Genomic DNA, 14702 nt, shown 5'->3' with positions numbered 1-14702 from the left:
TGAAAATCTGCGTACTTCGATATTTGTTCTTGTCGGATTTTCGAGTGGCGAATATAGATTGCATCTTAAGAAATGTTATATTTTATTTCGTTCAAACACGTCGGAAAATCGTGCATGAACCATTTATCCCCCTAAAATGGACCTTTCTTCTCTCTCCGCCCTATGGTCACTCCGAAAGGACGCCTCCCTGGGTGAAACGTTCCATGTACTCGGATGGGGTGATTCCCATCTCTTTCTTGAAACTGCTGCTGAAATAGCGGGGGTCATTATAGCCTACGGCATAGGCAAGCTCGGCAATACCGATCTGTCTCTTATCTTCCATGATGCGGCAGGCTGCTTTCATCCGTATGCTGCGCAGGAAGGACACGAACGTCATGCCGGTCAGTGATTTCAACTTGCGGAAGCAAGTCGATTTGGTGGTATGCATTTCCTCCAGGAAGAGGGACAGGTCGAAATCCGCATCACTCAGATGCCTGTTCACACATGCCACGGCCTGTTTCAGGAATTCCTCGTCATTGCTGGTGTAATCGGAGCTTTTGGCATCGAAAACCAATTGTGTTTTAGATTCCGGTTCGTTGCTTTCTTGCCGTACATCCCTCCCGTCCTGCAACAGACGTTTCATCTTTTCCAATTGTGCCTCTGCTCTCTCCAGCTCCGTCGTCCGTAAACGCAATTCCTCTGACAAGCGATTTCGTTCACGAATTAAGGTGCACAAATACCCCCCCCCACTGGAAATCAGCACAATAAATCCTATTATAATCCCGTACGTAAGCTCCGATTCTCCCCACAGTGATGCCTGGAAGGGTGGAACGGACCCGGTAAAACTATTTAAGTCAGACGAGTGGGAATCTGCCGCGTACATACTGAATAATTCATACAATAACAGGATGCCACAAACCACACTTCTCTCTAAATTGTTCTTGAAATAGTTGTCTGTCATAGATTGAATGATAAAGATTGCTGTACAAAGCTACAAAAATTGAGGTACGTGGGACTAAAAATACAATAAGAAAAAGCATCGTATGCAGATACCTGTCAACAAAAATCCCGATTTGTCCATAGAGAACTCGTCCTTCAGTTCTCCAAAGGGGGACATCAATGCATACAAACCGCCGGATAGACGTCATCGAAGCCTGCCTTGTATGGAGCAAAGTATTATACTTAGACCCCCTAAGTATTATATTTAGGCTGCCAAAGTATTATACTTAGGTCTGTCTAAGCCGTACTTTTACGTCGCTTCTCCCAGGCATGTACCGGAACTATCCCCGGCTTCCCTCGTCTCGGGTCCGGGGAGCACGGACAACGGGGCGTCCGTTATCCCGGGAAAGGAATAAAAGAAAGGCGCGAAACCACCGGATTTCATCGCCTTCCTCAGACGATGGCAATCTCTGTGGTTTCGCGCCTTCCTGCTTCGGAATCCGGATGAGCATCTCCGGACCTCCGGACGGACGACTGTCTGTCCTCTAATATTTATTCTTTGATACGAATCAGCGCATTGGCAAGGATGGCTGTCAGACCGCCGGTCGTAATGCCGGACGAAAAGATGTTCCGCAAGGCATCAGGCAACTGGTTCAGGATTTCAGGAACCAGCTCGACACTCAGTCCCAGAGAGAAACTTAATGCCATCACCAGCGTCGCTTTGCGGTTAATCTCCTGAGAGGCGATGATGCGTATACCGGCAGCGGCTACGGTGCCAAACATCAGCAGGGTGGCTCCACCCAGAACGGGGTCAGGCATCAGCGAGAACACCAGACCGACAGCCGGGAACAAGCCCAATACAATCAGGAAACCGGCAATGTAATAACCGACGTAACGGCTTGCTACGCCCGTCAGCTGAATCATACCGTTGTTCTGTGCGAAGATGGAATTGGGGAACGAATTGAACACTCCTGCCAGCATGGAGTTGAATCCGTCGGCAAGGATACCTCCGGAAGCACGCTTGACAAAGGTCTCTCCCTCCACAGGCTGACCGGATATCATGGAGTTTGCCGTGATGTCGCCGTAAGCCTCAATGGCAGTAATCATGTAAATCAGTCCCAACGCGATGAAGCTGGACCAGTCGAATGCCAGACCGTAACGGAAGGGCACGGGGACGTTGAACCCGCCATAGCTCTGGATGGAGCTGAAATCGACCATCCCCATGAACCAGGCGACAACATAGCCAATCACCAGTCCGATAACGATGGAACTCATGCGCAGATAACGGTTGTTGCTGCGGTTGAAGAAGATGATAAGCACCAGCACCATTACAGCCAGTCCGACGTAGCGGAACGCGCCGAATGTGCCGTCGGCTTTCGCAGCCTCTCCTCCTCCGCAAGCCGTGATGCCGACTTTGATGAGGCTCATACCGATAAGGGTCACCACGATGCCGGACACCAGCGGAGTGATGATGCGGCGTGTGTACTTCAGTACCCGGCTAATCAACATTTCCACAACAGATGCCGACATACACGTTCCAAAGATCAAGGGCAATCCTCCTAAAGTACCTGCAGAAATGATGGGGCCGATGAATGAGAAGCTAGTCCCCTGGATGCACAGCAGTCCGGTTCCGATGGGACCGACACGGCGACACTGGATGAACGTGGAGATACCGGAGGCGAAAAGTGCCATAGACACCAGGAAACCGGTCGTTTCCAAGTCCAGCTTCAACGCACCGGCAATAATCAGCGGCGGCGTGATGATTGCCACAAAGATTGCCAGCAGGTGTTGAATAGCCGCAAAGAAGGCATCCTTGAACGGGGGACGGTCTTCCAGCCCGTAAATAAGTCCCGACGGACTTACTTGTTCACTTGTTTGTTCTTTCATTAATCACGTATTTTGATTTGACAATTGTCCAGACTGTCAATGATGGCCAACGATTCGACTTTGATGCCCATCTCCCTCAACATGTCACCGCCGTGCTGGAAGGATTTCTCAATGATGAAGCCCATGCCTACCACTTCGGCTCCTGCCTGCTGCACCAGGTCCAGGATGCCTTTGGCAGCATTGCCGTTTGCCAGAAAATCGTCAATGAAGAGCACGCGGTCTCCCTTGCAGAGGAAGTCCTTGCTGACACAGACGTCATAGGAACGGTTTTTCGTGAATGAGTAGACGGAAGTGACCAGCATGTTGTCCATGGTGCTAGGTTTCTTCTTCTTGGCAAACACCACCGGCAGCTCCAGCAGGTACCCGACCATGATGGCAGGGGCAATGCCGCTGGCTTCGACGGTAATCACCTTGTCAATGCGGTCGCTGGCAAAGCGACGTACAAATTCCACACCAATTGACTTCATCAGGATGGGGTCCATCTGATGGTTGATAAAGTTATCGACCTTCAAGATGCCGCCTTCCAAACATTTTCCATCGCGGAGAATCCGCTCCTTCAGGGCTTTCATAATACTTTTTATTTGAACAGTTTTCTAATAAGTCAATTCAGATTCCGCAGGCTCCAGGGGAGAGAACCTTCGCTCCTTCCCCTAATCACCGGATGCGAAATGTAATCGTAAAAGATGTGCAAAAATACAAGAAATATTTATTGCCTCCTTTATTCACACCCTTTTTTCCATGACCGGCAAGGAAGGCGGATTCAGCGGACGACGACTTCAATCCGACTTTTTCCATTGTCTTCCTTGACCACACGGATTTGGGTTGTAATGCGTTCCGTCATTTCAGGGACATGTGAGATGACACCAATTTTCCGTCCTTGGGTCTGCAGACTTTCCAGTGCCTCCATCGCCACGCGCAGGGTATCGAGGTCCAGCGAGCCGAATCCTTCGTCAATGAACAGCGACTCTACGTTCATCCGGTTTGATGAGAGGGACGCCAGCCCCAATGCCAGCGCCAATGAAACCAGGAAGGATTCGCCCCCGGAAAGTGAATGCACCGTCCGGACCTCTCCCAGCATGTCCTGGTCAATGACCTGAAGTGCCAGGGTGTCAGGAATACGTTGCAGCAGATAGCGTTTGGACAGTTCCTCCAGGTGCTTGTTGGCGTATGCGACCAGGATGTCCAGCGTATAGCCTTGCGCTATCTCCTTGAACTTGCTTCCGGTCTGTGAACCGAAGAGGTCGTTGAGCTTCGCCCAATTGATGTACACCTCTTCCTGTTGTTCCAGTTCCTTCCGATAGTGCGCCAGCTGCTTTTCGTTTTTCTTGTGAGTCTCCAGTGTCAAGTGCAACTCCAGCTTCCGCTTGTTGCGAACTTCCAACTGACTCTCCAGCTCTCTGATCAGCTCCGTCTGCTGCTCTGCGGTGACTCCATCTTCCGGTCTATTCTTGTCTGACAGGTGCTTGTCCACACTCTGCCGACGTTCTTCACAGACAGCCATGCGGGACGTACGCAGCTCTTTGAGTTTCTCCAAGGCCTCCTTTTCTTGCCGGTACCAGTCTGCATCCCTGGCAAACAAACGGTCCAGGGCATTCCGCCCGTCCAATGCGGGATGAAGATGCAACCACTCCTCGATTTGCTTCACGGCACCTGCCTGAAGTTCCGCGGTCCGTGCCTGCTCTTTCACCAACTGTTCGTGATTTCCCTTGCAATGCTGCAACCGGGAGAGACACTGTTGCACTTCGGCAGCCATCTTTTGGGCGGCAGCCTCCAGGTCCTTCAGATGCTGTTCCTGCTTCTGCTGAAGCTGCTTGACGGATTGTCCGCCGAACAAGGTCGCCCTATCCGCCTTCACTTGGGCGTAAGTCTGCTCCAGCTGAGCATGTGCCGCCACTTTCCGGTTCAGTTCCTCACGTCGGGCACCCCTCTCGGACGACAGTGCCTCCAGGCGGCTTTTCACCTTCGCCAACCCTTCCTGTATGACATGTCTGCGTTGTGTCCGTTCATTCCACTGGCTGACAAACTTCCGGATGTAGTGCTCCAGCTTCCCTTCTTCCAGCCATTGTTTCCAGTCGGGCAGCAAAGCGACCTGTGATGCCAGGTGTGTCGCTCCCTCTTCAGCTTGCCGGGTATACGTCTCTATCAGGGCGGTCAACCTGGACAGCTCGTTCGTATGCCTGGCAATGGCTTCCTGCAACAAGGTCAGCGAACGGTTGTTCTGTTCTTTCGCCCGGTTCAGTTCTTCCTCTTGCAACGAAGGGGCCTCTCCTGTCCCCGTCAGCGGATGATGCAGACTACCACACACCGGGCACGGCTCACCTTCCACCAACCGGGCACGCAGGGTTGCTATTTCTGCCGGAAGAAGCGCATCGAGCCGTTGTGCCTCCTGTTGCAGGACAGTCAGCCGTTCCTGCTCTTCCGCCAATAGCTGGCGGTTCTCCGTCAGCAACCGTTCGTTGGAAGCCCTCATCTCACGGGCGGCACGAATGTTTCGAATCAAATCGCCGATCAGGTCTACCTTCGGTATCAGGGTCTCATACGATTTATATTTATCCAGCCACTCGGCAGCCAGCTTGTCCTGCTGTTCGGCTTCCGCCTGCTGTCGGGCAAGGTCAGCCAGCTCCTTTTCACGTTTTTCCACTTCGACAGATGCCTGTTGCTTCTGGCTTGCGGCATCCAGTACCTGCTTCCTGATTTCCTCCAGTCGGGCATCCAGCCGGTGTGCTTCATCAAAGCGGGGACGCAGTGCCTGCAACTCCTCTTTATAAGCAGCCAGCTCTGCATCCGCCTTTTCTTTGGCAGCCTGCAGTTCCGTCAACTGACGGGACAAAGTGGTTTCCTCCCGACGGAGCGACTCCAGCTGACCGGCAAGCTGCACGGCCAGTTCCCGGCAACGTTGCTCCTGCACATAAGATTCACGGATGCTCTGTGCCTGCTCCCACTCCTCCTGAACCCGGAAACGCGGAGCAGCCTTTTCATACGCTTCATCTGCCGCCGCCCGTTGTTCCATCGCCTCACGCAGCAGGGTGAGCATCCGCTCCTGCTCGTTCAGCCATTGCAACCGCGCCTTTTGCCGGTCCCTCTCGGTCTGCTCCCGGCGGATGACGTCATCCAACGTGCGGTCCTCCTCCATCAGCTTTTCCAGCTCTTCCCCGGGCAACAGGACCACATCCTGCATCTTTGCCTTCAGCTGTTCATAGCCTGTCTTCGCCTGCCGCCAGTGTTCATAGATGGATGCCGATATGCGTGAATAGATTTCCGTTCCGGTCAGCTTCTCCAGGATTTCAGCTTTCTCGGACTGACGCGCTTTCAGGAACGTGGCAAAATCGCCTTGTGCCAGCAACACCGAACGACTGAACTGTTCGAACGACAGTCCTATCAGTCCGGCAATCTTCGCCAGCAGTTCGGTCTTGGTACCGCCTACCTCCACACCGCCTGCAGTCAGGTCAGTCAGACGCATCTCGACCTTCTGCAACGAGCCATAGACTTGTCCACGCGAACGACGTACCATCCAGCGTGAACGGTAATCGTGTCCATCCAATGCCCGGAAGTCCACCTCGGCATATCCTTCAGCCGTTCCCCTTCGCAGGATGGTGCGGCTATCGTTCTGCGAGAGTTGCCGGTCAGCCACGTCAGGCACCAGCACATTGTTTTCCCGTGCCTTGCTCATGCGCGGTGTGGCGTCAAAGAGTGCCAGGCACAGTGCGTCGAGTAAGGTGGATTTCCCGGCACCCGTACTACCGGTAATGGCAAAAATGCCGGCCGACTTCAAGGGTTCTTCGGTAAAAGAGATTTCAAATTCGCCTTCCAGCGACGCCAGATTCTTTCCTCGGATAGCCAATATCTTCATATCCTACTCCTTTCCTTATATTATATATAGGGTCATCACACATTTTCCCGCGCCACTTCATTGAACAGTTGCTGCAAGGCGTCCGGCATCTCACTTCCTCCGTATTTCTGCTTGTAAAAATCAAGTGCGATATCGATGGGGCGCAGTTGCTGCACCTCTTCATAGGTTGTCAAGCGGCGGGAACTTTCTGCTTTCGGGGGAGCTACTGCCACAATACGTGCCAACCTGACCTGCTTCCCTTTCAACGCCTCCTGTATCTTGTATTTTAAGGTCGGGTCCGGCTGTGTCACCTTCACCTTGATTTCCAGATAGGGAGAGCTATCGTCCGGTTCGCCTACAGGCAGACCGGCAATTGCTTCCAGCACACCTTCTATCTCAGCCTCTTCTGTCGGCAGGCTCCACAAGGAAACAGGCGGTTCATAGAGGCGGCGTTCGACAACCGCCGGCTTCCTTCCGTCCTCATCCAGTGTCACCAGCATCACGCCCTGCCGATAATGCTTTTCGGCAAACGACATGGGCAACGGTGCACCGGCATAACGCACCAGTTCCCGTCCGGACACCCGTTGTGCCCGGTGCAGGTGACCCAGTGCCACATATTCCACCTTCCCGTCAAACACTTGTGGAGAGACCGCCTCCAACCCACCTACGACCGTACGCTCCGAACGGTCATCCACCGAAAGTTCCGAACCGGTAGCTTGCAGATGCCCCATGGCAACCAAGGGTTTTCTCAGTGGCAACGCCTGTTCAATCAGCTCCGTATAGAATGACTGCACTCCTTCAGCATAACTGTCAGCCTGCGGATAGTCCCCCTGGCGCAGATAAGGGACAGCCAGGCAATAGGCCGCAATGTCTCCCTCCTTTCGCAAGGGGACAATCAAATGGTCCGTGTCAATGCTCCCGTCGCTACGACGACGGATGACACCCCGCACAACAATGTTCATGCTTTCCAGTAAGGGCGAAGGGGCTTCCAGCCGGGCTGCGGAATCATGATTCCCGGCAATGATGACCAACTGCAACTGCGGATTCTCCCGGGTAATGTCATGAAGGAAGCGGTAATAAAGCTTTTGCGATTCTGCGGATGGATTCGGACTGTCAAAGACATCGCCTGACACCAGCAGCACGTCTGCCTGACAGATTCCGACCTCCCTCCGCAGCCAGTGCAGGAAATCAAGGTGTTCCATCCTCCGGTCATAACCGAAAAAAGTCTGTCCCAGGTGCCAGTCCGCTGTATGGATGATTTTCAGCATAAGCAAATAGAGGTTTCAGGTTTGTCATACTCCCAGCGTGTCATTCTCCCAAGATGGTAGCTACCACCCTGCGGCTTCCGCCGTGATTCCGAAACTCGCACAGGTAGATGCCTTGCCAGGTCCCCAGGTTCAACCTGCCGTTCGTGATGGGAAGAGTCAGTTCGACACCGACCAATACCGATTTGGCATGAGCCGGCATGTCATCATCTCCTTCCAGCACGTGCTCATAGTAGGATTCTCGCTCCTTCACCAACCGATTGAAGATTGACTCCAAATCAGTCCGAACATCGGGATCGGCATTTTCACAGACTGACAGTCCACAACTGGTATGCTTGATAAATAAATGCAAAAGCCCCGTACGGGGCAGTTCCGGTAACTGGCGAAGCACCTCGTCAGTCACTAAATGAAATCCCCGCGGACGGGGACGTAACGCAAATTCGACTTGTTGAAACATCTTTAAAAAGGATTTGAATGCCGTTCAAATGGGGAATAAAACAAAGACAATGACATTAAGCAACGCATGGGACAACATAACCGGAGAAAGCCAGCGGGAGTCCAAACGGCAAAGTCCTCCCCACAACATACTCAGCAACAATGAACCCACAATCAGCATCCAGTTGAACGACCACACGTACATCGATGCAAAGAGCAGTGTGGTCAGCACGTAACCGGTGTTGGCTCCCCACCGTTCAGAAAAGACCTGCTGGATATACCCTCGCCAGAATATTTCTTCCGACGCCCCCATCAGGAACAAAATGAGGATGGACAGCAGATAGTAGACAGGGTCATCATAAAACAGATGGATACGCTCCAAATCAATCTCCAGGACCGGAATCCAGTCAACCAGGAACTGACTGCCCACATGGCATCCGATGCCCAACACTCCTGCCAGCACCGTCCCGATCAGAATATTCTTCTTATCGACATCCAGGTCAAGGGTCCATTCCGGATGGAAATGTCCCGCCAAGATAGAGATTAGCACCGACGAGATGGAGAGTATCCACCAGAAGTTGACCAACGGACGTGTCCAGGGTGAGAACAGAATAAACCAACAAACGGCTATTACTGCAATGGAGAACATCGTGCCCTCCGAGATGTGAATCTGTTTTGCTATTTTCCGTTCCAAATTTGTCTCAGTTTATAATGAATAATACTTATATTTATAATGGATACGAAAAGGAAGAGAAATCCTGCCACCGCAAGGACCGTATGTCCGCTGCTTCCCTCCAACGAGGGGAATAATGTTTGCAGGTTATTCAGATACATCCTGCGCAACCCGTAGAGCAACACACAAGCAATGCCTGTAACTCCCAAATTAAGTCCGACAGCCAGTACCTGATAAGGCAGGGCTACCTGCACGGGCGAATAACCAATCAGCAGCAGAGTCTGCATCTTCTTCGTATTCTTTTGCAAAAGTAGAAAAATACTCAATATCAAAATATAAAATGACAAGAAGGTTATCACAATTCCGATAAAAAGTACGATTCCGACCAGTATCTGCAGGAACCAGACGGTCTTTCCGGCATCCAAGGTGTTGCCTTCCACCTCATAGCCACGAGCTTGTATGTACTTGACAATCTCCTCGTCAGCCGGGTTGTTCACTTCTACAATCAGCCGTGAAGGCTCGGCTTTCTTTCCCGGTGCATAGTAGTGATTGGCCCAATTCATGAACGCTTCAGGCACCAGGATGGTATTCAGCCGGTTGGAGAAGCCTACAATCCGTCCGTCATAGACCTCCACATGTCCCCCGCCGGACAAACGTATCTCCAGCCGGATCATGGAAAGTACTCCTTCGGACAGTTTCGGCAGATTACGGCTCTGAGCAAAGCCGAAGTTGTACAGATTCAGGTAGTTGCGAGGAAGAATAATTGGAATGGTCCTGCTTCCCTCTTCATACGTCCATGCTTGGGCATTGACATCGATGTAATCATCCGGAACCGATTCGAAGAACATCTCCGTCCCGACCTGCATACCGGTCCCCAGCATACCGATAGATGCTGACACATCATAGAGCGAGGAGGTGAAGGTTCCGACCTGCCGGGTAAAAGGTTGGTCACGGAATCCCTGTATCTCACGGGCAGAAAAGGTCCCCTTGCCTCCCAAAAGCGAGCCCAGTGTGCTCACCGGTTTAGACACAATCAGGAACTCACGCTTGAAAAAAGCATCTTTACCCTGGAACAAAGGCAAGATGTCGGCATAAAATTGCAATCCGAACAAGATGATAAGCATCCCCAACAGATTTGCCACAAAGAAGCCCACCAGCTGGGTAACGCTTACATGTTCGCGTAAAAGTTTCCACAACAGATTCATAAATGAAGTATCTTCGAATAGTTCAACGGCAACTGTTTTCCAATGGAAGTAACGATGATTCCTGCGTTCCGAGCCTCTGCCTCCTCCTTCAACAGGGCAGCCATCGCTTCTGCATTGGCATCATCAAGATGGCTTACCGGCTCATCGAGGAATATGAAGTCAAAGGGCTGACAGATAGCCCGGACAAATGCCACCCGCTGTTGCTGGCCGAAAGATATCTTACCCACCGGAGTCCGGAGTTTATCGGACAGTCCCAGTCGCTCCAGGCATTCTTCCACTTGTCGGTGCGTCTTGTAAGCGGTCAGCTTGTTTTTCAGTTCTATATTTTCCCAGACCGTCAGTCCCGGGAACAGACGCAGCTCCTGAAACAACATGCTGAGACTCCGTTTCCGCAACTGTGCCCAATCGCCTGTCTTCAAACGGCGAATATCCTTTCCGTCAAAACAAATCGTTCCTTCATAATCCTCCCGATATCCATACACATAACTGCACAACGAAGTTTTTCCCGTACCGGAAGCAGCTTCTATCAGGACATGTTCCCCACGCCGGAAAGACAACTCCCGATGCCATACATCAGAAACAGGCTGTACCTGTCCGCTGAATGCCATCGGGAGTGTATGATCCAATTTAATGAGTTCCATAAAGCGATACTACTTTTGCCAAAAGTTGCTGCAAGAGATTTGCATCCTTGTCCACAGCCGTCAGCTCCATCCGGCATTCGTTGGCATCTTTTGCATACAGGGTCACTGCATCAAAGAGTTCAATAATCGGCATGGATACCCGGAGACGGGGGTCGCTTTTCAGCATGCTCGACTGCTTCTCCACTGACCGGTGAATATCCATCCGCATGTAGAACAGGCAACCTTCCGCATCAGCTGCCCAGTCGGCGGCCTTACCGTCCGGCTGCAACACATTGGCATCACTTGTGCAATAGAAATGATTCTCCTTGTCGACTCCCAGCCACAGCTTCATCTTCTGCTGTTCCAGGCTGTATTGACGAGGTGAATCCTTCTTCATGTTCAACCCCAGCATATTCAGGGTCTGTTGCATCACGTCCATATCCTCCAGAATGGAGTCATTGTCAAGCTCCGCCTGCACGGTAAACAACGGGAAAATGCCAGCTGACGAGTCCGGTATGATATCCGCGCTTACTGCCACATCTCCATCCATGGAAGATATCAGCTTCTGGATATTGAATCCAAAGACGGCACCTTCCAAAAGCTGTTTGACCGGAGCGTTTTCTTTCAGTTGTTGATACAGTTTCGGTCCGTCAATGCCGACACCGGCCCAAATCCATGGCGAAGCATTCCCGGTTGGGAAGAATTTTCCATCCAGCGGTTTGAGTATCTTTGCCTGTTCTTCATAGTGCTTGGCTGCAGCTTCATTGGCTATCAGCACTTCAGAGTGGAGCACTACTTTTCCTTCTTCAAAATCCAGATTAACCAAGTAGTGGATATCATCCAGCTGCACATCACGCGGAAGTCCCATTTGAGGGACCATTTTTTTAATCTCCTCAGGTACAATCTCCATGCTCATCCAACTGGAGATATCTCCCTGTTCCTCGTCCATCTTCTCACAGTCCTCCGTTGCCTGGAAACTGTCTTCCGGACGCTGATTGATCCATCCCATGGAACGCAAACGCAACGCATCCGATGTGGCGGAGCCTGACGACGCCATCGTGATCATGGCTAATTCATCATTCATTATAACAACTCCGTCGCCCTGTACATCATAGTCAAATCCATCTTCAGATTTCCATGCTACTTCCGTCTCCCCTCTCCATATACGGGAAAAAAACTCTTTGAAATCACTTTTGTCCGCCAACTTGGCGACTACGGCTATTTCGTCTTTCGCGGTCCTGAAGGTATAAACGGGTTGGTCGAAATCAATCCCCATACCGGCAGGGTCATCCAGCAACTCACCGGCAAACGCACGGTCCTCTTCCGGAACATTCTCTTCAATCAGCTTTTTGACGGATTGTGCCATCTTCGGGTCAGTCAACCCTCCTTTCTTGACCAATGCTTTAAAATCAGTTGCAACAACCATCTTTACATCCGAAGGAATCGCAGTACGGATGTCTCTCTCTTTGCTACATGCTGCCAACAATAGTAAAAGGAATAAGCAGGCAGCTCCTGTGAACTTGTTTTTCATAGGCTATTAGTTTTGGTGATACAAATTCATCAAATGAACGGCAACCAATGCGGCTGTCTCTGTACGCAAACGCGATTTGCCCAGACTGATTGGACGGAAACCTTGCGAAACAGCCAGTGCAACCTCTTCCGGACTGAAATCTCCTTCAGGACCGACAAGTACCAATGTATCTCTGTCAGAGGTCAACACATCTTTCAACAAAGGCTTCTCTCCTTCATAACAGTGAGCAATAAATTTATCTCCGGGAAAATCTTGTCGAATGAACTTCTCAAACGGAATCATCTCGTTCACCTGCGGTTTGCGTGATTTCAATGACTGTTTGACGGCCGATACGACTATCTTTTCAATGCGCTCGGTCTTAATCACCTTCCTTTCAGAAAAGCGGCAATTTAAAAAAGACAGCTCGTCCATACCGATTTCTGTCGCTTTTTCAGCGAACCACTCCGTCCGGTCCATATTCTTGGTAGGTGCCATAGCCAGGTGCAAATGCCCCCGCCACAGAGGAGGTTGCGTTTCCTGTTCAAGGATGGTAAAGAGGCAACGTTTACCGGTAGCTGCAGTAATCTGTGCCTTATAAAAGCATCCCCTTCCGTCAGTCAGTGTGATCTCATCTCCCTGCGACAAACGCAACACCCGAAGACAATGAGCGGCTTCTTCTTCAGGAAGCTCTTGCCTCACGCTTATTTCCGGTACATAAAATACATGCATAGAATATCATTTTTGCAGACAAAAGTAATGAAACATTTTGGGAAGTCAATAGCCGGAAGGGAGTAAACAAACACGTTGGGAAGGGTATATAAAAAAAGAAGGGAATCTCACGATCCCCAATCTTCCTTAACCTTAAATCTAATACCATGAAAAACACAGTGCAAAGATAGGCACATTTATGTTATGCAACACATAATCGGGTAAAAAAGTGCGTTATATTAACGCTTTTTATGCTGTAGAACATATTTTCAGAGATAAAGGCTTTAAGAATGTGTTGTATTAACACTTGTTTAATCCAAAGAATACCTGAGAAGGCATTTTCAGCATCATTATGCTGTTCCGTGTTCGTTACCGACAAACATTGGTAGCATAATTCTAAAGAAAGCCCGACCCATTTGTCGTTTTGACAAACAAGTCGGGCTAAATCCTATCTTCTTTTTCCTTTTTACTCTACATAGAGCACCAGACCTTTCAGATATTCCCCTTCGGGATGATAGATGTTGACGGGATGATCGGCTGGCTGTGTCAGCTGATGCAAAATACGGACACTGCGACCGGACATGGCTGCTGCCGTAAAAACGGCTGTACGGAAGTTCTCTTTGGTCACGACCTGTGAACAGGAGAAAGTGAAAAGGATACCACCCGGACGTATTTTCTCAAATGCCTTGGCATTCAGCTTGCGGTATCCTTGCAGTGCATTTCGCAAAGCATCCTTATGCTTGGCGAAAGCAGGAGGGTCCAATATAATCAGGTCATATTGATGTCCCATACGGTCAAGGTACTTGAAAGCATCTTCTGCAAACGCTTCATGGCGCGGATCTCCGGGGAAGTTTAGCTGCACATTCTCGTTTGTCAAATCAATGGCTTTGGCAGAGCTGTCCACCGAATGTACCAGACGGGCTCCTCCACGCATCGCATAGAACGAGAAACCTCCGGTATAGCAAAACATATTGAGTACATCGCGCCCTTTGGCATATTTTTCCAGCAAGGCACGATTCTCGCGTTGGTCGACAAAAAAGCCGGTCTTCTGCCCTTTTAACCAATCCACATGGAACCTGAGTCCATATTCCATGGCCACATTGTCCGTACTTCCACCCTTGATAAAACCATTCTCTGCATCCAGTTCTGCTTTAAACGGCAAAGTCGTCTCTGACTTATAATAGATGTTCTGCACGACATCACCCATCACTTCGGCCAATGCTTCGGCTATCTGCATGCGACAGACATGCATTCCGACAGAGTGAGCCTGCATGACTGCCGTATGGGCATAAATATCGATTACCAATCCGGGCAGGTTGTCACCTTCTCCATGTACCAATCGATAGGTGTTGTTGTGTGGATTCTCCGCCACCCCGATACTGCGACGCAAATCGTAGGCTATCTGTAACTTGCGTTTCCAAAACGCAGAGTCAATCACTTCGTCCCGAAAGGTCAGTACACGGACGGCAATACTGCCTACCTGGAAATGACCGATAGCAATGAACTCCTTCTGTGAAGTGTAAACACTGACGATTTCTCCTTCATCGGGTTCTCCTTCAATGTGATGGATGGCCCCCGAAAAAATCCATGGATGGAAACGCTTTAAAGACTCCTCTTTCCCTGCTTTCAGAAATACTTTCTTATAACTCATA

Annotated in this window: 11 protein-coding genes and 1 pseudogene; all 12 read right to left on the bottom strand. The window is 50.6% G+C overall.

The window, feature by feature from the left end:
- Positions 1–166: 166 nt before the first annotated feature.
- Positions 167–562: pseudogene (locus M3087_RS02025) on the bottom strand (helix-turn-helix domain-containing protein); the annotation flags it as partial.
- Positions 563–1470: 908 nt separating this feature from the next.
- On the bottom strand, positions 1471–2805 hold the full coding sequence (locus tag M3087_RS02020; RefSeq protein ID WP_022384533.1) for a nucleobase:cation symporter-2 family protein: 1335 nt from the start codon (positions 2803–2805) through the stop codon (positions 1471–1473).
- A complete protein-coding gene (gene xpt / locus M3087_RS02015; protein ID WP_022384534.1) occupies positions 2805–3374 on the bottom strand; it encodes a xanthine phosphoribosyltransferase in 570 nt (189 codons plus the stop codon). Before xpt ends, M3087_RS02020 begins: the two co-directional genes overlap by 1 nt.
- Before the next feature lie 191 nt (positions 3375–3565).
- Entirely contained in the window at positions 3566–6655 is a 3090-nt protein-coding gene (locus M3087_RS02010) for an AAA family ATPase (RefSeq protein ID WP_249093381.1), read from the bottom strand.
- Between the two features lie 35 nt (positions 6656–6690).
- Positions 6691–7902 carry an exonuclease SbcCD subunit D gene (locus M3087_RS02005; protein ID WP_410796782.1) on the bottom strand — a complete coding sequence of 404 codons (1212 nt, stop codon included), beginning with the start codon at positions 7900–7902 and terminating at the stop codon, positions 6691–6693.
- A gap of 40 nt (positions 7903–7942) precedes the next feature.
- Positions 7943–8356, bottom strand: coding sequence for a secondary thiamine-phosphate synthase enzyme YjbQ (locus M3087_RS02000; protein ID WP_249093379.1), 414 nt, complete (start codon positions 8354–8356; stop codon positions 7943–7945).
- Positions 8357–8380: 24 nt separating this feature from the next.
- Complete coding sequence (locus tag M3087_RS01995) at positions 8381–9028, bottom strand: CPBP family intramembrane glutamic endopeptidase (protein WP_022384538.1); 648 nt, start codon at positions 9026–9028, stop codon at positions 8381–8383.
- Entirely contained in the window at positions 9013–10212 is a 1200-nt protein-coding gene (locus M3087_RS01990; protein WP_249093376.1) for an ABC transporter permease, read from the bottom strand. Before M3087_RS01990 ends, M3087_RS01995 begins: the two co-directional genes overlap by 16 nt.
- Entirely contained in the window at positions 10209–10853 is a 645-nt protein-coding gene (locus tag M3087_RS01985; protein WP_249093374.1) for an ATP-binding cassette domain-containing protein, read from the bottom strand. Before M3087_RS01985 ends, M3087_RS01990 begins: the two co-directional genes overlap by 4 nt.
- Positions 10840–12363 carry a DUF4836 family protein gene (locus M3087_RS01980; protein ID WP_249093369.1) on the bottom strand — a complete coding sequence of 508 codons (1524 nt, stop codon included), beginning with the start codon at positions 12361–12363 and terminating at the stop codon, positions 10840–10842. Before M3087_RS01980 ends, M3087_RS01985 begins: the two co-directional genes overlap by 14 nt.
- A gap of 6 nt (positions 12364–12369) precedes the next feature.
- Positions 12370–13071, bottom strand: a complete 702-nt coding sequence (locus tag M3087_RS01975; protein ID WP_249093366.1) for a 16S rRNA (uracil(1498)-N(3))-methyltransferase — start codon at positions 13069–13071, stop codon at positions 12370–12372.
- Between the two features lie 445 nt (positions 13072–13516).
- Complete coding sequence (locus tag M3087_RS01970) at positions 13517–14701, bottom strand: class I SAM-dependent rRNA methyltransferase (RefSeq protein ID WP_106484945.1); 1185 nt, start codon at positions 14699–14701, stop codon at positions 13517–13519.
- Between the last annotated feature and the right edge of the window lies 1 nt (position 14702).

Source organism: Mediterranea sp. ET5 (assembly GCF_023337025.1).
Lineage (GTDB): Bacteria > Bacteroidota > Bacteroidia > Bacteroidales > Bacteroidaceae > Phocaeicola_A.
Note: the sequence above shows the minus strand (reverse complement) of the source record. Positions and strands in the feature narration are given on the sequence as shown.

Excerpts from the sequence above, each read along its gene's own strand:
- xpt (WP_022384534.1), bottom strand. The coding sequence starts at position 3,374 with ATGAAAGCCCTGAAGGAGCGGATTCTCCGCGATGGAAAATGTTTGGAA.
- M3087_RS01975 (WP_249093366.1), bottom strand. The coding sequence starts at position 13,071 with ATGCATGTATTTTATGTACCGGAAATAAGCGTGAGGCAAGAGCTTCCT.
- M3087_RS02020 (WP_022384533.1), bottom strand. The coding sequence starts at position 2,805 with ATGAAAGAACAAACAAGTGAACAAGTAAGTCCGTCGGGACTTATTTAC.
- M3087_RS01980 (WP_249093369.1), bottom strand. The coding sequence starts at position 12,363 with ATGAAAAACAAGTTCACAGGAGCTGCCTGCTTATTCCTTTTACTATTG.
- M3087_RS01990 (WP_249093376.1), bottom strand. The coding sequence starts at position 10,212 with ATGAATCTGTTGTGGAAACTTTTACGCGAACATGTAAGCGTTACCCAG.
- M3087_RS02010 (WP_249093381.1), bottom strand. The coding sequence starts at position 6,655 with ATGAAGATATTGGCTATCCGAGGAAAGAATCTGGCGTCGCTGGAAGGC.
- M3087_RS01970 (WP_106484945.1), bottom strand. The coding sequence starts at position 14,701 with ATGAGTTATAAGAAAGTATTTCTGAAAGCAGGGAAAGAGGAGTCTTTA.
- M3087_RS02005 (WP_410796782.1), bottom strand. The coding sequence starts at position 7,902 with ATGCTGAAAATCATCCATACAGCGGACTGGCACCTGGGACAGACTTTT.
- M3087_RS02000 (WP_249093379.1), bottom strand. The coding sequence starts at position 8,356 with ATGTTTCAACAAGTCGAATTTGCGTTACGTCCCCGTCCGCGGGGATTT.
- M3087_RS01985 (WP_249093374.1), bottom strand. The coding sequence starts at position 10,853 with ATGGAACTCATTAAATTGGATCATACACTCCCGATGGCATTCAGCGGA.